Raw genomic sequence first — 19,570 nt, forward strand, 5'->3', positions numbered from 1 at the left:
TCACACCGTGGGCTCCGGGACGGCGCGGCCGCCCCTGGAGACGAGGGTGGTGACGTTCACGTGCCTGCTGTAGCGGTACGTCATCAGCGGGCTGCCGCTGACCAGTTCCTTGTACCGGGCGGCGGTGCGGCCGGTGAGACGCAGGCCGGCCGGGGTGAAGTCGGCCTTGGTGAACTGGACGACCGCGTCCTTGCGGCCGAGGCTCACCGGCTGGTGGAAGTAGCCGAAGCGGAACGGCTTCACGGTCTTGCCGCGCACCAGTCGCGCGATGGTGTCGGCGGTGTACTGGGCGGTGGGCAGCCCGCTCTGGCAGGAGCCGTGGAGCAGTCCGAAGTCCATCCGGACGGCGGCGGCGTCGCCGACCGCGTGGACCTGCGGGTGCGACACCGACCGCAGCGTGGCGTCGGTCAGGACCAGGCCGCGGTCGTCGGTGGCGATCCCCGAGTCGGCGGCGAGCGGCGGCACCCTGACGCCGGTGGTCCACAGGCAGGCGTCGGACCGGAGGGTCCGCCCGTCGGCGAGTTCGACGGCCCCGGGCAGCACCTTGGCGACCCGGACGCCGGTCTCCAGGGTGATGCCGAGGCGGCCGAGCGCCCGGTGGAGGTACGCGCGGGCCTTCTCGCCCATCATGGAACCGGGCTCCGCCGTGCTGATCAGGGTGACGTTCAGCCCCGGGTGGGCCTCGGCGAGCTCCGTCGCCGCCTCGATGCCGGTGAGACCACCGCCGCATACGGTGACCGTGCCGCCGGCCGCGGCGACCTCGGCGGTCCGTGCGGCGAACCGGCCTGCGGCCTCGGGCCCGTTGAGGGTGAACGCGTGGGCGTCGGCCCCGGGGACGTTGCCGGTGTCGGTGGAGCTGCCCAGTGCGTAGACGAGCGTGTCGTACGCGAGGAACGCCGAGCCGTCGACGGTGATGCGCCGGGCCTCGGGGTCGATCGCGGTGGCGGCGCCCTGGAGGAACGTGACGCCGGTGCCGGCGAGCAGCTCGGGGATCGGGCGGACGGCCAGCTCCCGGCCCGCGGCGATCTGGTGCATCCGGAGCCGCTCGACGAACCGCCCCGAGGGGTTCACGAGGGTGATCTCCACACCGGCACGGCGGGTGCGCCGGGCCAGCCGGATCGCGGTGAACATGCCCGTGTAGCCGGCGCCGAGGACGACGACGCGGTGGCGCTTGGTCATGGCGAACTCCCAGGTCGGGCACCGGCCTCGGTGCCGGTGACGCCCATGGGACAGCCAACCGCGGCCAAGCGTGACAGGGCTCCGGCGTGACCCGCATCACACTCCGGGTACACGAAAGGCCGCCCTCCCACGGATGAGAGAACGGCCTCCGACCTGCGTTTCCGCATGGTCGGGACGACAGGATTTGAACCTGCGACCCCTTGACCCCCAGTCAAGTGCGCTACCAAGCTGCGCCACGTCCCGATGCTCGCTGACCTGCAGGTTTCCCCTGGCCGAACGCGCACGAGAACAATACCGCACTTCCCGGGGTGGTCGCGCGCACCTTTCCGCGGCGCGGGACGGGCGGGGCGGGTGGGGCCTCCGGACGGGGTTTGACCTCAAGCGAACTTGAGGTTGCAGGGTGTGTGTCATGACGCAGACGACAGCGGACATCGCATTCCGTTACGAGGACCTCCCCGCCCTGATGGCGCGGATGACCGGGGCCGAGAAGCACGGGCCGGCCGCCACCTCCACCCTCGACGCCCTGTGGGTGCTGTACGACCGGGTGCTGCGGGTGTCGCCGGAGACGGCCGGGGACCCGGGCCGCGACCGGTTCCTGCTCTCCAAGGGGCACGGGCCGATGGCGTACTACGCGATCCTCGCCGCCAAGGGCTTCTTCCCGGTGGAGTGGCTGGACGGCTTCGGCTCGTACGACTCCCCGCTCGGCCACCACCCGGACCGGCTGCTGGTGCCCGGCGCCGAGATCGGCAGCGGCTCCCTGGGCCACGGGCTGCCGCTGGCCGTGGGGACGGCGCTGGGGCTGCGCGCCCAGGGCCTGACCGACCCGGCCGTGTGGGTGCTGATCGGCGACGCGGAGCTGGACGAGGGCAGCAACCACGAGGCCCTCGCCTACGCGGGAGCCGCCGGCCTGGAGCGGCTGCACACCCTGGTGATCGACAACCAGTCCGCCACCCACGGCTGGTCCGGCGGCATCGCCTCCCGCTTCGAGGCGGCGGGCTGGTCGGCCGTCACGGTCGACGGCCGCGACCACGCGGCCCTGGAGGCCGCCTACGCCCTGGCCCGCCCGGGCCGCCCGCACGCGGTGGTCGCCCGCGTCGAGCCCAAGAACTGACCCACCGATCCGGAACGAGGAAGACATCCCATGGACACCATGCGCGAGCGGTTCGTCTCCACCACCTCCCGCCTCCTGGACGAGGACCCGCGGCTCGCCCTGGTCCTGGCCGAGATCACCATGGACGGCTTCCGGCCCGCCCAGCGGCAGCACCCGGACCGCGTGGTGAACGTCGGCATCCGCGAGCAGCTGCTGGTCGGGGCGGGGGCCGGGATGGCCCTGACGGGGCTGCGGCCGATCATGCACACCTTCGCGAGCTTCCTGGTGGAGCGGCCCTTCGAGCAGGTCAAGCTCGACTTCGGGCACCAGGGCGTGGGCGGGATCCTGGTCAGCGCGAACGCCTCGTACGACTGGGCCGCGGGCGGCGTGACCCACATGGCGCCGGGCGACGTGCAGCTGATGGACACCCTGGACGGCTGGACCGTCCACGTCCCCGGGCACCCGGACGAGGCGGAGGCGCTGCTGCGGCACGCGGCGGCCGCCGGGGACGACAAGGTGTACGTCCGGCTGTCGAACCTGTCAAACGCGGCCGCCCGGCCCGTCGACGGCGCCCGCTTCCTGACCGTCCGCGAGGGCTCCGCCGGGGTGGTCGTGGCGGTCGGACCGGTGCTGGACGACGTCCTGGCGGCGGTGGCCGGCCTGGACGTGACCGTGCTGTACGCGACCACCGTGCGGCCCTTCGACGGCTCGGCCCTGCGCGCGGCCGTGGGCCGCCAGGACCGGGCGGACGTGGTTCTGGTCGAGCCCTACCTGGCCGGTACGTCGACGGCCGCGGCCAACGACGCGCTGGCCGACCTGCCCCACCGGGTGCTGGGGCTGGGCGTGGGCCGCGCCGAGCTGCGGAAGTACGGGACGGCGGAGGAGCACACGGCGGCGCACGGTCTCGACGCCCGGGGGCTGCGCGAGCGGATCGCCGCCTTCCTCGCCCCCGCCGCCGGCTCCCGCTAGGCCGGGTCCCGGTCCGGGCCCGCGCCCGGACCCCGGCCCCGGCCGGAAGCGGGGCCCGGGCCGAGGCCCGGATCGCGGCCCGGGCCGAGGCCCGGATCGCGGCCCGGATCGCGGCCCAGGACGGGACCGACGCCTTGATCCCGCCCCGGCTCCGGTCCTCGCCTCGGCTCCGGCCCCCGCCCGGGACCCGGCTCCGGCTGCGGCGCCAGGCCCGCCGCGTCCTCGCGGGCGTGCAGGACCTTCACCAGCTCCGCCGCCAGGCCCTTGATGGTCTCCAGGCCCTCCCGGCCCCACCGCCGCGGCACCAGGTCCACCGCGCACACCGTGCCCAGCACAAATCCCTGACGGTCCGTCAAGGGCGCGCCGAGGTAGGAGCGTACGCCGTCCTCCTCGACCACCGCGTTCGGCGCGAAGCGCGCGAAGTCCCGTACGTCCTCCAGGACGAGGGCCCGGCGGCGCACCACCACGTGCGGGCAGTAGCCGTGGTCGCGGGCCAGCACCCGGCCGGTGTACGCGCCGGCCGGGGCGTCGGCCCGGTGGTGCAGGCCGGCGAAGAACTGGCGTTCCTCGTCGATGAAGTTGACCGCCGCGTACGGGGTCCCGGTGGTCTCCGCGACCTGCCGCGCGAAGGCGTCGAGCTCGGGGTCCGCCCGCTCCCCCAGGCCGAGTTCGCGCAGCCGGGCCACCCGGGCCGGCGCCTCCCGGTCCACCGGCGTGAGCAGCAGGTGGCCCGTGGACTCGTAGTACGTCATGGCGGTTCCCCCTCCATCGTGGTGCGGGTGTCGTGCGTCGCGGCGAGCAGGTGCCCGACCAGGGCCGCGAGGATGCGGATGCCGGAGTCCGCGCGGCGCGCGTCGCACCGTACGACCGGGACGTCCGGGGCCAGGCCGACTGCGTCCCGTACCTCCTCCGCGGTGTAGCGGTGGCCGCCGTCGAACTCGTTGACGGCCACGACGAACGCGATGCCCCGGCGCTCGAAGAAGTCGACCGCCGGGAAGCAGTCGTCCAGCCTGCGGGTGTCGGCCAGCACGACCGCGCCGAGCGCGCCCGCGCACAGCTCCTCCCACAGGAACCAGAAGCGTGCCTGGCCGGGCGTGCCGAAGAGGTACAGCACGTGGCCGGTGTCGAGGGTGATCCGGCCGAAGTCGAGCGCGACGGTGGTGGCCGTCTTGCCCTCCACGCCGGTGAGCGGATCGGTGGACTCCCCGAAACCGCTGAGGAGTTCCTCCGTGCTGAGCGGCTCGATCTCGCTGACCGCGCCCACGAAGGTGGTCTTGCCCGCGCCGAAGCCCCCCGCGACGAGGATCTTCAGGGTGGCGGGCAGCGTCTCAGAGTCGTCGTCGCAGGCCATCGAGCACCGCCAGCAGCAGGTTCTGGTCGTCGGCCGCGCCGCCGCCCGGGAAACGCGGGGACCGTGCCGTGACGGCCCCGCACTCCAGCAGGTCGGACAGCAGGACCTTGGTCACCACGGCGGGCAGCCGCAGCTGCGCCGCGACCTCCGCCACGGACACCGGCCCGGCGGGCGCGGCGCAGAGCCGGAGCGCCAGGGCGTGGTCCGCGCCGAGCCGGTCGGCGGGGCGGACCCCGGTCGCAGTCAGCAGGGACAGCAGGTCCAGCGGGGTGCTGGGCCGGGTCCGGCCTCCGCTCGCCGTGTACGGGCGCATCACCCGGCCCGCCGAGTCGTCGAGCCAGGGCATGTCGTGCGGGAGGGGGTGCGTGGCGGGGGCCCTCACTGCTCGGGGCGGGCGCGCTCGGGGGTCCCGGCGGGCTGCCGGGGCGGGGCGGCGAGGTACGGCCGCACGCTCTTGACCAGCATCGCCATCTCGTAGCCGAGGACGCCGGCGTCGGCCTCCCGGTCGGCGAGCACGGCCAGGCAGGTGCCGGAGCCGGCGGCGGAGACGAAGACCAGGGCGGAGTCGAGCTCGACGACCACCTGCCGGACCTCGGCGCCGTCGCCGAACCGGGCGCCGGCGCTGCGGCCGAGGGAGTAGAGGCCGGAGGCGAGCGCGGCCATGTGGTCGGCGCTGTCGGCGTCGAGGCCGTGGACGCAGGTGACCAGCCCGTCGGCGGTGAGCAGGACGGCGCTGCGGGTGTAGGGGACGCGCTGCACGAGTCCGCCGAGCAGCCAGTCGAGTTCGGACAGCTGGGGGGTCTTCACGTCGCTGGGCATGGGGGGTGTGCTCCTTGCGGGTCTCGGCGTTCTCGGCGTTCTCGGCGGTTCTCTGTGGTGCTCTGCAGTTCTGTGCGGTGCTCTGCGCTTCTCTGCGCTCACGGGGCGCCCCGGGATCCACGGGTGCCCGGCGCGTCATGGGCCGGTCAGGAGTCCGGGGCCGGGTCCGGGTCCTCTTCGGACGCAGCCTGAGCGAGCCCGAAGCCGCGCCGGAACGCGGCCATGAGCTGGGGATCGTGGACGGGCTGCTCGCCGCCGCCCCCGGCCCGTACGACCGGCCCGGGCGCGTCGCGCAGCTGCGGGGCGAGGTGTTCCTGCGCCCGCCGCCGCGGCAGCGCAGGCCGGGCCGCGACACCGGCGGGCTCGTGCGCGGGACGCGGGACCACGCCCGGTGCCGACTCCGTCGACACGGGGCCTGCGGGTCGTACGGGCGGCTGGGGCGCGGCCGGGACGGGCTCGGTCAACGCGGGGCCTGCGTGGCGTCCGGGCAGCCGGGCCCCAGCGGGTGCCGGCTCCGCAGCCACCGGACCTGCCGACCGCACGGACGACTGAGCCGCGGCCGGTGCCGGCTCCGCGGACACGGAGCCCACAGGGTGCACGGGCGGCTGGGCCCCGGCCGGGGCAGGCTCCGCGGACACCGGACCTGCCCACCAAACGGACGGCTGACCCAGGCCAGGCTCCGGCTCCGGCTCCGGAGACACCGAGCCCGCGGGGCACACGAGCGACTGGGCACCAGCCGGGGCAGGCTCCGGAGACACCGGACTGGCCGGCCACACGGACGGCTGAGCCGCGCCGGGCTCCGGAGACACCGAGCCTGCGCGGCGCACGAGCGGCTGGGCACCGTCTGGGGCGGGGGCAGGGGACGCCGGCCCGGTGCCGTCGGGCTTCGGGGATACGGGATCGGCGTCGGCGGGCTGCGCGGAGGCCGGTGGCCACGTCTCGCTCCCCAGGGGCTCCGCAGGCGCGGTCGGCCGGGGACCGGCGCCGACGAGGTCCGGGGAGCCAGGAGCCCAGGACTCGCCGGGAGCCCGCGACGCGGGGGGCCAGGCCTCGGGGGCGGCGCCCCAGGGTGCGCCGGGCGCGAAGGCGGCGTCCGCCTGACGGGAAGTCCCCGAAGCGGTGGCATCCACGCCCGCCCCCGGCTGCGGGAAGTACCCGGGGGCGGCACCGGCACCGGGCCCGTCTGCGCGGTGTGGCTCACGCCCCGGACCGGCACCCGGCAGGTCCCCGTACGGCTGACGGTCAGCGGCCCCCGGCCCGACTTCGTGGCGCGACCCGCGCCCGCTACCGGCTCCCAGCCCGTCCCGGTAGTGCGACCCGCGCTGACCACCGGCGTCGGCTCGGTCCTCGTACGCCCGCTCGGCACCCTCTCCGGTGCCCGAGCCGTCTCCCGGCTGCTGCTCGGCACCAGCGTCGCCCGGGCCCGACGGACAGGCACCGGCACCTGCCGCTCCCCCGCCCTCCGGCCGGCCGGAGGGCGTTGCTGGGACGGCCCGGTGCCGCGCGCGGCCCGAAGCCCCCGTACGGCGCAGCGCACTCGGCTCAGCCCCCGCGGCCGGGGTCGGACCCGAGGCCGGAGCCGAGCCCGGAACCGCAGCCGGGCTCGCGCTCGCGGCATCCGGATCCGCCTCCGCGGCCGGAGCCACACCCGCAGTCGGGGCCAGGCCTGCGGCCGGGCTCGCGGTCGCGGCATCCGGCCCGTGCCAGCCGGCATCCGGCCCGTGCCAGCCGGCGCCCGGCGCCGGGGCCGCGCCGGTGCCGGTGCCGGTGCCGGGCCTAAGAGGGTGCGCCTCCGGCTCCGGACTGCGCACCGGGGCCGTGCCACCCGTTGGCTCCCCGGTCTCGCGGCCGGGACCGGCGGAGCCACTGGCGGCCCCGGTCGTCCGGGACTCCCGCTCGTGGCCCTCCCACACGTTCCCCGAGGGCGCGCCGCTCCCGCCCGGCCCGGCGACCGGGTCCGGAGCCGCGGCACCGGGTACGGGAGCCACGGCCCCCGGTGCGGGGACGGCTGCGCTCGCCCCTCGCCGGTCCCCGCGCCGCGGGCCGGCCGCCGCGTCTCCGCCCGCCGCCGGGCGGGGCACGCTCCGCGCCTGCTGCGGGATGGCCGCCTGTTCCACTGCCGAGGCGCGGACCCGGCGGGGCAGCGCGGTGCGCCCCACCGCGTCCCCGCCGGAAGCCGTACGCGGAGCCGTGTCCGTGGCCGAGGCCGGGTCCGTACGCGAAGCCGTGTCCGTACGCCGAGCCGTGTCCGCGGCCGCGTCCTCCCGGCCCGCGCCGGCACCGCTCACCTGACGCGAACCCCCGGCACGAGCAGTCCCCGCGTCCCCTAAGACCGCGGAACCTCCGCCCCGCGCCACAGCCGCCTCCCGGCCGGCCCGGAACTCCGCACCGCCCCCGGCAGCCCCCGCAGCCCCGACGCCGGAGGCAACCGGCCCCACCCCGGCAGCGCCCGCCCCACGGGCCGGTTCCAGCGGCGGCAGGGGCAGGCCCGTGCCCAGGCCCGTACCCGTGCCCGTCACGGTGGGGCGCGTCGCGTCGGCCGCGTCGGCGCCCAGCAGGTCCCGCGGGAGCACGAGCACCGCCAGGACTCCCCCGTAGATGTTGGACTTCAGCTCGACGGCGATGCCGTGCCGCCGGGCCAGCGCCGAGACGACGAACAGACCGATCCTGCCGTCGGCCAGCAGGTGCCGGACGCTGACCTGGTCCGGGTCGTCCAGCAGCGCGTTCATCCGGTGCTGCTCCTCAGCCGGCATGCCCAGGCCCCGGTCCTCCACCTCGATCGCGATGCCGGCCGTGACCCGCTCCGCGCGCAGCACGACGTCCGTGTCCGGCGGCGAGAACACCGTGGCGTTCTCGACGAGTTCGGCCAGCAGGTGCACCACGTCCGCGACGGCGTGCCCGCGTACGCTGCCGGCCGCCGGGGGCACCACCTTCACCCGCGTGTACTGCTCCACCTCCGCCACCGAGGACCGCAGCACCTCGCTGACGTCGATCGGCCGGGTCCACTGGCGCCGGGAGGCCGCGCCGCCCAGCACCGCGAGGTTCTCGGCGTGGCGGCGGATCCGGGTGGCCAGGTGGTCGACGTGGAACAGCTCCTTCAGCAGGTCCGGGTCCTCGACCGTGTCCTCCAGGCCGTCCAGCAGCTGGATCTCCCGGTGGACCAGCGACTGCAGGCGGCGGGCGAGGTTCACGAACACCTCGACCTTCTGGTCGCTGTCCGAGCGCCCGGCCAGGCCGGCCGCCCGCACCAGCGCGGCGTGCGCCTGCTCCCGGGCCTCCCGCAACTCCCCGGAGAGCGCGGCGAACTCGTCCGGCCCCGCCGGCTCGGCCGCCCGGCCCCGCTCGGCCACCCGGCCCCGCTCGACCCCCCGGCCCGGCTCGCGGGTCCGGCCCGGCTCGCCGGTCCGGCCCGGTTCCCCGGGCGGGGCCCCGCCCGCCCGGCGTTCCGGCACGGTCTCGCCCCGCTCCAGCCGGTCCAGTACGGTCCGCAGCTCCTGCTGCCCGCGCGCGCTGGACCGGCGCAGGGCCTCGCAGCGGTCGCGCACGGCGCGCGCGGCGCGGTGGGCTCCGAGCACGGCGGCGGTGAGCGCGGCCGCGAAGAGGAGCCCGCAACCGCTCAGAACAAGCCAGAGACGGCCGTCCGGCCGGGCGCCCAGCCGGAGGGTGAAGAGCACCGCGGCGGCGCCGCTCGAACCGGCGGCCAGGGTGGGCAGCACGGCCGCCCGGACGAGCAGCGGCGTGATCCGCCGGGGGGCTCCGGGAGACGCGGTCCTCGGCGAGGTGGTGTGACGGGCGGGGGTGCGGGGCCGGCGGCCGCCGTCCCGGCGGTCGGCCCGTCCCGGGCCGCGGTCGGGCCGCGCCGCGTGGTCGGGTCGTGCCGCGCGATCGGGGCGGGCCGCGCTGTCGCGGAGTCCGGACATCGTCGTCCTCGGTGCGTTCGGTACGTGGGGACCGGGTCGCGGGGACCCGGCGTTGATCACCGGGGATCCACGCTAGACCGCACGCTCCGCCCGCGGGCGCCCAGTTGGGGAACTTCACCGGGGTGCTTCCCGCTGGCGAAGGAGCGCTCGTACGCGAGCCCGAATGCGCCGGGGTGCGCACCACCCGGCCCCCGCCCGGCGTCCGGCCGACACCGGCGGCGCCCCCGCACCCGACGTGAAGTGGGCCACTTTCCGGGCCCGGAACGGGGTCCGGATCGACCGAATCATTTACGCCTTCCTACCTATTGACGGATTGTCACGTAAGCGCTCGGTGATACGATCACCGCGCAAAACAGGGCAGGCGGCTGAGCGCAAGGCGACACGCCGACTCAGGGGCGGCCCGGGCGGCATCCCCGTGCGGGCGGTCGCCGGCCCACCCGCAGAGGCGGGAATCAGCCACTGGCCGCCGGTCGCCTGAAGAGAGTCTTATGACGGAATACGTGCAGAACCCTGTGCTCTGGGCTCTGTTGGTCCTCGTTCTCGCCGCCATCGCCGTCATCGTCCGCCAGCGCAGGTCCGCGCGGGGCCTGCGGCACGAGATCGACGGGCTCAGGACCCACTACTCCGCCCTGGAGAACCGTTACACGCAGTCCGTCGCGGCCGCGCAGGACGAGGCCGAGGAGGGGACCAAGACCGTCCTCAAGTCCGCGATGCGGACGCTCCAGGGCCTCGCCGCCGAGCAGCAGTTGATCATCTCGCGGCTGCAGAGCAAGTACGGGGAGTCGGCGATGCTCCAGGACCTGCTGGAGATCGACCACGCCAACTCCCAGTTCGGCCGCCGCGCGCAGTCCATCGCCGTCCTGTGCGACGGCTGGCTGGGCCGGCACCGCGACATCGCGTCCGTGTACGACGTGGTCCGCAGCGCCCAGGGCAGGATCCGGCACTTCCGGCGCGTGGAGATCCTCTCCCGGGTCGACTTCGGCATCACCAGCCGGGCCGTGGAACCGGTGGCGCTGGCGCTGGCCGAGCTGCTGGACAACGCCACGAGCTACTCCAGCCCGGACACGGTCGTCGAGATCAACACCCGCACCGTTCCCAAGGGCGTCTGCATCGTCGTCGACGACGCCGGCGTCGGCATGAACGACGAGGAGCGGGCCCGCGCCGAGAAGCTGCTGACCAGCAACCGCGTCTCGGGCGTCTCCGGGCTCGGCAACCCGCCGCAGTTCGGCTTCGCCGTGATCGGCGTGCTGTGCGAGCGGTTCGGCTTCGAGGTGTCGGTGGACTCCTCCTCCCCGTACGGCGGTGTGCGCGCCGTACTCCTGCTGCCGCACGAACTGCTAACCGGCATGCCGGAGCAGAAGGCGCCCGCGCCCGCCGTGGCCGCCGGCTCCCTGCCGCCGCAGAGCGGCCCTGAGCCCGCCCCCGCGGTCTCCGCGACCGCCGACGGACTGCCGAAGCGCCGCCGCAAGCGGCCCATGTCCATCGTGCCGAGCAGCACGCCCGCCGCGTCTGCCCCCGGCCGCAGCGGTGCGGAGACCGCCGCGATCATGAGCGCCTTCCAGCGGGGGACGAGGTCCGGCCGGGCCACGGACCCGGACGCCCTGGACCCGACCAGCACCACCCACGGCCCAAGCAGCGAAGGACATGAGGTTTCGTGAACGACGATCTGTCATGGATGCTCGACAGCGCCCTGGAGATACCCGGGGCGCTGCATGCGGTCCTGATCTCCGCGGACGGGCTGCTGATGGCCCGTACGAAGGACTACGACAAGGACAACGCCGACCGGGTCGCCGCGGCGATGAGCGGCGTGCAGTCCCTGAGCCGCTCGCTCGGGTTCTTCTGTGAGGACCCGCGGGCGCAGTGGCGGCAGACGCTGGTCGAGTTCGACGGCGGCTGGGTCTTCCTGATCTCCGCCGGGGAGGGCGCCTACCTGGGCGTCTCCGCCACGCAGGACGTCGACATGGCGGACATCACCTTCCGCATGCAGCAGCTCGTCGGCCAGCTCGGCAAGGCGCTGACCACGCCGCCGCGCGAGAACCTCGGCACGTACTCATGACGGGCCGCGAGGAGTGGGGTCCCGAGGCCGCGGATTTAGTGCGTCCGTACGTCATCACCAAGGGACGCGGCCTGCCCGACGAGGAGCAGCTGTCCCTGATCACGCTGGTGACGGCGGCGCCCGAGGGCGGGCAGCGGCCGACCCGGCTGTCCCCCGAGGAGCAGCGGCTGCTGGACATCTGCTCCGCCGGCTACCTGTCGGTGGCCGAGATCGCGGGGCACACGCGGCTGCCGCTGGGTGTGGTGAAGATCGTCCTCGCCTCGCTGGCCGAGGGCGGCTACCTCGTCACCCGTCCCCCGGTGGAGCGTGCCGCCCTCGCCGACAAGGAGATCCTCCAGGAGGTGCTCAATGGGCTCCGCGCCAAGTTTGGCTGAACAGGTCTACGTCCGCGGCGGTGCGACGCAGATCCCGGTGAAGATCCTCGTCGTCGGGCACTTCGCCGTGGGCAAGACCACGTTCATCGGCGCGATCTCCGAGATCGAGCCGCTGTCCACCGAGGAGACGATGACCCGCGCCGCGGAGCACATCGACGACCTCAAGGGGGTCCGGAGCAAGACCACCACCACGGTGGCCATGGACTTCGGGCGCCTGACCATCAGCGACCGCATCGTGCTGTACCTGTTCGGGACCCCCGGCCAGGTGCGGTTCGTCCAGATGTGGGAGGACCTCGCGCGCGGTGCCCTCGGTGCGCTGGTCCTCGTCGACCCCGAGCGCCTCGCGGACTCGTTCGCGGTCGTCGACCTGATCGAGCAGTACGGACTGGACTACGCCGTGGCCGTCAACCACTTCGACGGTACGCCGGTCCGGGACGAGGCGGCGCTGCGCGAGGCGCTGGACCTGCTCGACGACACCCCCGTCGTCACCTGTGACGCGCGCGACGAGCGGTCGTCCGCCGCCGCACTGACCACCCTCGTCCGCTACCTGCTCGACCGTGCCCAACAGGAGCATTGATCCCCCCATGGACGCTCAGACCCCCACTCCGGTCCCGCCGCCCGGCTGCCCCGCCCACACTCCGGGCGGCCGGGTTCCGCTGTACGGACCGGAGTTCGCGGCGGACCCGCAGGCGTACTACGACTACCTGCGCCACTACGGGCCGACCGCGCCCGTGGAGCTGGCCCCGGGCGTCGAGGCCACCCTGGTGACCGACTACCCGACCGCGCTCCACCTGCTCCAGGACAACGGCTCGTTCCGCAAGGACGCGCGCCGCTGGCGGGCCTTCAACGAGGGCCTCGTCCCGCCGGACAGCCCGGTCGCGCCGCTCCTGGCGTACCGGCCCAACTGCATGTTCAGCGACGGCGCCGAGCACCTGCGGCTCCGTCAGGCGATCACCGACAGCATGGCGCGGGTCGACATGAACCGGCTGAGCAGGAGCACCGAGCAGATCTCGGACTACCTGATCTCGCAGTTCGGTGCGCGCGGCTCGGCCGACCTGCTCGGCGACTACGCGCGGCAGCTGCCGCTGTTCGTGTTCAACCAGCTCTTCGGCTGCCCCGCGGACGTGGGCGACCGCGTGCTGTTCGGCATCTCCGGGATGTTCGACGGGGTCAACGCCGAGAAGGCGACCGAGGTGCTGTTCCAGGCCGTGCACGAGCTGGTCGCGCTGAAGCGCGCCCGGCCCGGCGAGGACGTGACCTCGTGGCTGATGCAGCACCAGGCCCGGCTGACGGACGAGGAGATGGTGCACCAGCTCGCGCTGCTGCTGGGCGCGGGCGCGGAGCCCCTGCGCAACCTCATCGGCAACACCCTGCACCGGCTGCTGACCGACGACCGGTACGCGGACGGGGGCGGCCTGATCGGCGAGGCCCTCGACGACACGCTGTGGGACAACCCGCCCATGGCCAACTACGCACCGCACTACCCGGCCGCCGACATGGAGTTCGCGGGGCAGCACGTGCGCGCGGGCGACCTGATGCTGGTCAGCTTCGCCGCGGCCAACACCGGTCCGGCGCTGGCCGCTTCGCGCCAGGCCGGGAGCAACCGGTCCCACCTGGCGTGGAGCGCCGGTCCCCACGGCTGTCCGTCGAAGGACCCGGCGCGGCACATCACCGTCACGGCCGTCGAGCACCTGTTCAACCGGCTGCCTGACGTCCAGCTGGCCGTCCCCGAGGACAGCCTGGTCTGGCGTCCGGGCCCGTTCAACCGTGCCCTGGCCGCCCTGCCGGCCCGTTTCACCCCCGTCTCGGCCTCCCCGCGCACCGCGGGCACCGGGTCCGAAGGGACTGCGGCACAGGAGGAGCAGGGTGCGGCCGCGAGGGGCGAACGCACCGGCCGCTGGAGCCAGTTCCTCAAGTGGCTGGTGAAGTGAGGCAGGGGTGAACCGCAGCCTCCGGATGGCGGCATGACGGTTCGAACACGGGGTAATGATCACCGCGTTGTTGTCCGTGATGCCACCGAGGCTGAGGAGTTCCCGTGGACCACAGATCCACCGACGTCGTCTGGATACCGACCCACCGTGGCGGTCAGCGCCCCGACACCCGCCCCCGCCGGCGGGTGTCGTCCTGTGGCCCCGGTTCCCTGACGGGGGCCGCCGGCGGGGCGCTGCCGGGGGCCGGGACGCTCGGTGGGTTCACGGCGGACCAGCTGCTGCGGCTGTGCGAGGTCGCGGGGCTGGGTGCGGACGACGCGGAGGCGTACGCGCACACGCTGGTGTCGGCGCTGGGTCCGGCGGCGGAGCGGCCGCTGGACCTGCCGCCGCCGAACCGTACGTACCTCTCCGACGACCACACGCCGGTCGAGTTCTCCCTGTCGTTCACGCGGGGCGGCACGCCGGCGCTGCGGGTGCTCCTGGAGCCGGGCTGCGGTGTGGGCAGCCCGGCGGAGAACGGGCGGGCCGGGCTGCGGGCCGTCCGGGAGATGGCCCGGCGTTGGAACTTCTCCACGGACCGGCTGGACGACCTGGCCGACCTCTTCTTCCCTGCCGGTCCGCAGGGGCCGTTCGCGCTCTGGTGCGCGCTGGAGCTGGTGCCGGGCGGCGTGCCCCGGGTGAAGGTGTACCTGAACCCCGCGGCGTCCGGGCAGGAACGTTCCGCCGAGACGGTGCGGGAGGCGCTGCGGCGGCTGGGCCACGACCGGGCGTACGCCGCACTGCCGGAGGCCGACGGGTACCCGTTCCTCGCCCTGGACCTGGGCGACTGGGCCGCGCCCCGGGTAAAGGTCTACCTCAGGCACCTGGGGCTGTCGGCGGCCGACGCGGGTGGCCTGTGCCGGATGGCCCCGGGCCCGGGCACCGGTGAAATCGAGGAGTTCTTCGGCGTCTCCGCGGGTGCGGCGGAGGCCGGGGGGCAGGGCTGGAGCCTGCCGCTCGACCGGCGTCCCGGCCTCTCCTGCCACTCCTTCACCGAGGCGGGCGCCGGCCTGCCCAGCGGGTTCACCCTGCACATTCCGGTGCGCGACCACGTACGGGACGACGCCGAGGCCCTCGCCCGCGCCGAGGCCCTGCTCGGCCGGTACGGCATGGACCCGGCCCCCCTCGCCCGCGCCCTCTCCGCCCTCACCGCCCGTCCTCTGACCGACGGCACCGGCCTCATCGCCTACCTGGCCCTGGCCCACCAGCGCGGCTGCCCGCCGAGGATCACGGCCTACGTCTCCTCGGAGGCCTACGCGGTCCGCCCCCCCCGTCCCCGCCCCTGCACGCCGCGGCGCAGTAGGCCCGTCGGGGTGGCCGGGAGCGTGATCGAACGGGCTGACGCCGTACGCATCGTGGAGGAAGAGCTGGCGCGCGGCCACCGGGCGCGGCCCGCGGCCGGCGGCGGGCGCCTCCCGCGCAGGCTGGTGGTGTTGCGGGTGGACGAGCACGAGCTGGTCTGGAAGGTCTACGTCCAGTCCGAGGAGTACGTGCGGACCGGCGCCCGCAGGTCGATGCTGGTGGGGCACGGCCCCTACCTGGTCGACCGCGCCGACGGCGGCCTCCACTCCATCGGTGCCGTCTCCGAGGTCACCGGGGCGTGGGAGGACGACTACCGCGTCCGCATCCGCGGGCTGCCGGCCCGTACTCCGGCCCGGCCCGTCAGCCGGGTCGACGCCGTGCGCAGCCGCGGCGTCGACCCGGACTTCTGAGCGCCGGGCGGGCTCCCTGTCATCCGCCCGGGGAAACGACACCTTGCAGGGTCCGGGGCAGGGGGTAGGTGCGCTCCGCGGGGAACAGCCGTTGGGCCTTGGCGGCGTGCCCGGTCTGCATCAGTGCCGAGGCCTTGCGGACCTGGGGGGTGAGGTCGGTGAGACCGACGGTCCAGTCGTCGGTGAAGGTGCGGATCAGGTGGCGGCCGACGCCGACCTGGATGCTGTAGTGGTTCAGTGCCGCCCCGCGCGCCGAGCGTTCCGGGTCCCACTGGACGTGCACGGCAGCCCGGGCGACGGCCGCCGGGTCGGCGGTCGTCAGCACGGCCCGGGACAGGGCCTCCTCCCAGCCCTCCCGGGTGATCCGCACGGCGAGAACACGTTCCTGACCCGGTTTGCGGGCCCAGTTGCTGCGGTGCATCAGCCACGTGAACGAGGGCTTGATCCAGGTCATCCGGTGGAACGAGAACGGTTCGACGAAGCGGCCCGCCCGCAGTGCCGCCTCGGCGATGGCAGGCGGGTACGCCTGGTAGACCACGATCGTGTGGGCGTCGTAGTCGGCACGGATCTGGTACTGGGGCGTCATGCGCCGCACCCTGCCACCTGGCCGGCCGGCGGGGCGAGCCGATTTCGCCTCCCCGGGGGCGGTTCACGCGCGCTGCTCACTTCCGCTGCGCGGCCCCGTCGAGCAGGGACCCCATCTCCCGCAGGTACGGGCCCACGTCGACCTGGATCGACGTGCCGCCCTCCGCCGTGCCGTAGCGGGCGGCGATGGCGGTCAGGTACGCGGTGATCTCCTCCCGCATCGCCGCGGCCGGGGGCAGTTCCGCCGTGCCCGAGACCAGGCGGGCGACCCAGCGCGACTGGGCCTCGACGAGGCGGGTGATCGCGCCCACCGGGCGGACCAGGCCGATGAAGTACAGGCCCGGACGGTCGGGGGCGACGACCCGCCGGTACAGCTCGACCGCCCCGGACGGCCCGATCGGGCAGCCCGCGTCCAGGAACGGGAAGTCCATCCGGTAGCCCGTGCAGTAGACGATCGCGTCGGCCTCCTCCGAGCTGCCGTCGGTGAAGACGACCCGCTGACCGTCGAGGTGGTCGATGCCCGGCCGGGGGGTCACCGCCCCGTGCCGGATCCGGCTGAGCAGTTCGTCGGAGATGGTGACGGGCGAGGAGAAGATCGGGTGGTCCGGCTCGGGCAGCCCGTAGTCCGAGAGCCTGCCCCGGGCGCAGAGCAGGGCCCGCTCGACGAAGGCGATCTGCTCGGACAGCGACATCGCGGTGAACCAGGGCTCCTCGGCCATCTGGTCGACGGACCTGCCGTACAGCTGCTTGGGGACGATGTGCAGCCCGCGGCGCACCGAGAGGGCGGTCCGCGCGGCGTGCCGGGACAGGTCGGCGGCGATGTCCACGGCCGAGGCACCGAGGCCCACCACGACGACGCGCTGCCCGCGGTAGTCCGCGCCGTCGTGGTAGTCCAGGGCGTGCAGGATCGTTCCGGCGAAGGAGTCGGCGCCCGGCGGCGCGGGCTTCGGCAGCGTCGGCACGTCGTTGTGCCCCGAGGCGACGACCACGTGCCGGAAGCGCCGGGAGGTCTGCGCCCCGGACGCGTCCCGGCTGACCACCGTCCAGGTCGCGTCCGGCGCCTGGCGTACGGAGAGCACCTCGGTGCCGAACTCGATGCGGTCCAGGAGCCCGGCCCACTCGGCGAACGACCGCAGGTAGGCGGCGACATCGCTGTGCCGGGGGTACTGCGGGAGGGTGTCCGGCATCGGGAAGTCGGTGTAACCGGTCAGCTGCCGGGCGGTGTTGAGGTGCAGCGACGCGTACCCGGGACCGGTCTCCCCGGCTCCGGGGCGGCGCCAGATGCCGCCGGCGTCCGGCGCCTTCTCCAGGCACACGAACGCCGCCCCGTCAGCCGCCAGCGCGTGCGCGGCCGCCAGTCCCGACAGGCCCGCACCGATCACGCACACGCCCAGGGTCTCTCCCACGGGTGCTCCCTTCCGGTCTCCAGCTCGTGATCATGCCATCGCACAGGAGTCCGCAACAGGGCTTGTGGAGGCGTCTGTTCCGCCACCGTGGCGCGTTTCCCACCCCGCCTCAGAGGGCCGCGGGGCGGCCCGCGACCAGGTGGAGGCGGTCCCCGGGGAAGGCGTCCCGCAGCACCGGGTCGTGGGTCACGAGGACGACCGCGCCCGGGTAGCGGGCCAGCGCCTCCTGGAACTCGTCGGTCAGCGCCGGGGCGATGTGGTTCGTCGGCTCGTCCAGCACGAGCAGCCCGGCCGGCCGGGACACCAGGCGGGCCAGCTCGATCCGGCGCCGCTGGCCCGCCGACAGGCCCCGGGCCGGGAGCAGCAGGTCCTCGGCCCGGAACAGGCCCATGGCCAGGAGCTCCGCCGCGTGCTCCGCCGCCGGACCGGGGCGCCCGGCCGCGTACCCGGAGAGCAGCGTGGCGCCGGGGTCCGCGGGCGGCGGCGCCGGCTCCTGCGGGAGGTAGCCGACCCGCGCCCTGACCGTGACCCGCCCGGCGTCCGCCCGCCGTACGCCGGCCAGGAGCCGCAGCAGCGTCGTCTTGCCGGCCCCGTTGGCGCCGGACACCAGCAGGCGGCCGCCGGGCGGCACGCGCAGCGCCGGCACGCGCAGCAGGTCCCCGACCACCACGCCCTCGGCCTCGACCACGGGCGGTACGGGCATGTCGGCACCCGGCACGCCGGGCGGCCGGGCCGCACCCTGCACCGGGCCGTCCGGCACCTTGCCCGCACCCTGCACCGGGCCGTCCGGCACCTTGCCCGCGTCCGGCACCGGGCCCTCCGGTACGCGGCCCGCGTCCTGCACCGGGTCCGTTCCCCGCACCGCCCCCGTACCCGGCCGGGCCGGAGCCCCCGCGGGCACCGTGCGCAGCTCGGCGGTGAACCGGAGCGGCACCGGGGGCGGCGGAACCGGGTGCGCCCGCAGGTCGTCCAGGCGGGCGCGGGCGGCCCGTACCCGGCCGGACAGCTTGGCCTCCGAGGACCTGCGGTGCTTGCCGAAGCCCTGCCGGGGGTTCTTGCCGGTCCGCGCGAGCCGGGTGCCGGACGCGTCGACGAGCGCCTCGGCCCGGGCCGTCTCCTCCCGCCACTCGCGGTGCTCCTGCGCCAGCCGGCGCCGTTCGGCCTCCCGGGCGGCCCGGTAGCCTTCCCAGCCGTCGCCGTACCGCCGCACGGTGCGGGTGTCCGCGTCGACCTCCAGGACGGCGGTGGCGTACTCCCGCAGGAAGGCCCGGTCGTGGGTGACGACCAGGACGGTGCCGCGGTGGGCGCTCAGACGCCGCCGCAGCCAGTGCACGGCGTCGCCGTCGAGGTGGTTCGTGGGCTCGTCCAGGAGCAGCAGGCCGGCACCCGAGCAGAGCGCGCCGGCGAGGTCCAGCCGGGAGCGTTCCCCGCCGGACAGGGTGCCCAGGGGGCGGTCCCGGCCGATGCCGCCGACCCCGAGGCCGCCGAGGGCGGCGGCGATCCGCGCGTCCGCCTCGTACCCGCCGCGCCGCGCGAAGTCCTCCAGCAGCTCGCCGTAGCGGGCGAGTTCGGCGGGGCCGGCGCCGGCGAGGGCCTCCTCGGCGCGGCGCAGGGTGCGTTCCAGGGCCCGCAGTCCGGCGAGGGCCGCGTCGACGGCGTCCTGGACGGTGGCCGTGGGCGGCAGGGCGGAGGTCTGGGCGAGGTGGGCGACCCCGCCGGCGGCCCGGACGGTGATCTCCCCCTCGTCGGGGGTGTCGAGGCCGGCGAGGAGCCGGATCAGCGTGGACTTGCCCGACCCGTTCTCGCCGACGACGGCGACGCGCTCGCCGGGGCGGACGGTGAAGGAGACCCGGTCGAGGACGCGGCGGGGTCCGAAGTCCTTGGACAGCCCGCGGACGGCGAGCTGGGACCGTTCGGCGGGCGTGCCGGCGGGCGCGGAGGCCGGGGCGGGACCGCGGGCCGGGGCGGGAGCGGGGGCGGGAGCCTCGACGGCGGAGGGGACGGGTGCCGGGGCGGGCCGGCGGGCGGCGCGTTCGCGCATGGTTCTTCCCTGACGTGGGTGCGGCCGGCCCGGGTGGAGGGGCGCGGCGGCGATGGGCACGGGACGTCGTGTGGGAGCGCCGGGGAGCCCGCGCACGC

Annotated in this window: 16 protein-coding genes, 1 tRNA gene and 1 pseudogene; 8 read left to right on the top strand and 10 right to left on the bottom strand. The window is 75.3% G+C overall.

The genetic code is table 11. From position 1 onward, the window contains the following. Positions 1 to 1,179, bottom strand: a complete 1,179-nt coding sequence (locus ACIQUQ_RS23320; RefSeq protein WP_403978922.1) for an NAD(P)/FAD-dependent oxidoreductase — start codon at positions 1,177 to 1,179, stop codon at positions 1 to 3. 166 nt (positions 1,180 to 1,345) lie between these two features. Then, positions 1,346 to 1,422, bottom strand: a tRNA-Pro gene (locus ACIQUQ_RS23325). A 166-nt stretch (positions 1,423 to 1,588) separates the two neighbouring features. Here ACIQUQ_RS23325 and ACIQUQ_RS23330 point away from each other — a divergent pair. Together ACIQUQ_RS23330 and ACIQUQ_RS23335 are read left to right on the top strand one after the other, a co-directional pair. After that, the gene (locus ACIQUQ_RS23330) at positions 1,589 to 2,290 is read left to right on the top strand and encodes a transketolase (protein WP_403978924.1); all 702 of its coding nucleotides are present in this window, start codon (positions 1,589 to 1,591) and stop codon (positions 2,288 to 2,290) included. Positions 2,291 to 2,320: 30 nt separating this feature from the next. Continuing rightward, a complete protein-coding gene (locus ACIQUQ_RS23335; protein ID WP_403978927.1) occupies positions 2,321 to 3,238 on the top strand; it encodes a transketolase family protein in 918 nt (305 codons plus the stop codon). 218 nt (positions 3,239 to 3,456) lie between these two features. On the opposite strand, the pseudogene ACIQUQ_RS23340 reads toward ACIQUQ_RS23335, so the two are convergent. The 5 genes and pseudogenes from ACIQUQ_RS23340 to ACIQUQ_RS23360 form a co-directional block, all read right to left on the bottom strand. Beyond that, a pseudogene (locus tag ACIQUQ_RS23340) lies at positions 3,457 to 3,990 on the bottom strand (GAF domain-containing protein); the annotation flags it as partial. Beyond that, a complete protein-coding gene (locus ACIQUQ_RS23345; protein WP_403978929.1) occupies positions 3,987 to 4,589 on the bottom strand; it encodes a GTP-binding protein in 603 nt (200 codons plus the stop codon). The gene ACIQUQ_RS23345 and the pseudogene ACIQUQ_RS23340, both read right to left, overlap by 4 nt. Then, positions 4,567 to 4,935 carry a DUF742 domain-containing protein gene (locus tag ACIQUQ_RS23350; RefSeq protein ID WP_403978932.1) on the bottom strand — a complete coding sequence of 123 codons (369 nt, stop codon included), beginning with the start codon at positions 4,933 to 4,935 and terminating at the stop codon, positions 4,567 to 4,569. The genes ACIQUQ_RS23345 and ACIQUQ_RS23350 overlap by 23 nt, the downstream gene beginning before the upstream one ends. 32 nt (positions 4,936 to 4,967) lie before the next feature. Then, positions 4,968 to 5,408, bottom strand: a complete 441-nt coding sequence (locus tag ACIQUQ_RS23355) for a roadblock/LC7 domain-containing protein (RefSeq protein WP_403978935.1) — start codon at positions 5,406 to 5,408, stop codon at positions 4,968 to 4,970. A gap of 146 nt (positions 5,409 to 5,554) precedes the next feature. Then, positions 5,555 to 9,328, bottom strand: coding sequence for an ATP-binding protein (locus ACIQUQ_RS23360; RefSeq protein ID WP_403978938.1), 3,774 nt, complete (start codon positions 9,326 to 9,328; stop codon positions 5,555 to 5,557). 488 nt (positions 9,329 to 9,816) lie between these two features. Here ACIQUQ_RS23360 and ACIQUQ_RS23365 point away from each other — a divergent pair, with 488 nt between their 5' ends. The 6 genes from ACIQUQ_RS23365 to ACIQUQ_RS23390 all read left to right on the top strand — a co-directional run bounded on the left by ACIQUQ_RS23365 (position 9,817) and on the right by ACIQUQ_RS23390 (position 15,440). Then, a complete protein-coding gene (locus ACIQUQ_RS23365) occupies positions 9,817 to 10,986 on the top strand; it encodes an ATP-binding protein (RefSeq protein ID WP_403978941.1) in 1,170 nt (389 codons plus the stop codon). Then, on the top strand, positions 10,983 to 11,384 hold the full coding sequence (locus tag ACIQUQ_RS23370) for a roadblock/LC7 domain-containing protein (RefSeq protein ID WP_399941395.1): 402 nt from the start codon (positions 10,983 to 10,985) through the stop codon (positions 11,382 to 11,384). Before ACIQUQ_RS23365 ends, ACIQUQ_RS23370 begins: the two co-directional genes overlap by 4 nt. After that, positions 11,381 to 11,758 carry a DUF742 domain-containing protein gene (locus ACIQUQ_RS23375; RefSeq protein WP_399941392.1) on the top strand — a complete coding sequence of 126 codons (378 nt, stop codon included), beginning with the start codon at positions 11,381 to 11,383 and terminating at the stop codon, positions 11,756 to 11,758. The genes ACIQUQ_RS23370 and ACIQUQ_RS23375 overlap by 4 nt, the downstream gene beginning before the upstream one ends. Next, entirely contained in the window at positions 11,733 to 12,335 is a 603-nt protein-coding gene (locus ACIQUQ_RS23380) for a GTP-binding protein (protein WP_399941390.1), read from the top strand. The genes ACIQUQ_RS23375 and ACIQUQ_RS23380 overlap by 26 nt, the downstream gene beginning before the upstream one ends. Positions 12,336 to 12,342: 7 nt before the next feature. Then, entirely contained in the window at positions 12,343 to 13,689 is a 1,347-nt protein-coding gene (locus ACIQUQ_RS23385) for a cytochrome P450 (protein WP_403978944.1), read from the top strand. A 104-nt stretch (positions 13,690 to 13,793) separates the two neighbouring features. Next, the gene (locus tag ACIQUQ_RS23390; RefSeq protein WP_403978946.1) at positions 13,794 to 15,440 is read left to right on the top strand and encodes a YrhB domain-containing protein; all 1,647 of its coding nucleotides are present in this window, start codon (positions 13,794 to 13,796) and stop codon (positions 15,438 to 15,440) included. A 19-nt stretch (positions 15,441 to 15,459) separates the two neighbouring features. Here ACIQUQ_RS23390 and ACIQUQ_RS23395 read toward each other — a convergent pair whose 3' ends face one another. The 3 genes from ACIQUQ_RS23395 to ACIQUQ_RS23405 form a co-directional block, all read right to left on the bottom strand. Beyond that, positions 15,460 to 16,026: a DUF4291 domain-containing protein gene (locus ACIQUQ_RS23395; RefSeq protein WP_403978948.1), complete on the bottom strand. Its 567-nt coding sequence runs from the start codon at positions 16,024 to 16,026 to the stop codon at positions 15,460 to 15,462. A gap of 76 nt (positions 16,027 to 16,102) precedes the next feature. Beyond that, entirely contained in the window at positions 16,103 to 17,419 is a 1,317-nt protein-coding gene (locus tag ACIQUQ_RS23400) for a flavin-containing monooxygenase (RefSeq protein ID WP_403979230.1), read from the bottom strand. 121 nt (positions 17,420 to 17,540) lie between these two features. After that, positions 17,541 to 19,472: an ABC-F family ATP-binding cassette domain-containing protein gene (locus ACIQUQ_RS23405; RefSeq protein ID WP_403978951.1), complete on the bottom strand. Its 1,932-nt coding sequence runs from the start codon at positions 19,470 to 19,472 to the stop codon at positions 17,541 to 17,543. Positions 19,473 to 19,570: the final 98 nt, after the last annotated feature.

Origin of the sequence: Streptomyces sp. NPDC101118 (assembly GCF_044759445.1) — a bacterium.
Lineage (GTDB): Bacteria > Actinomycetota > Actinomycetes > Streptomycetales > Streptomycetaceae > Streptomyces.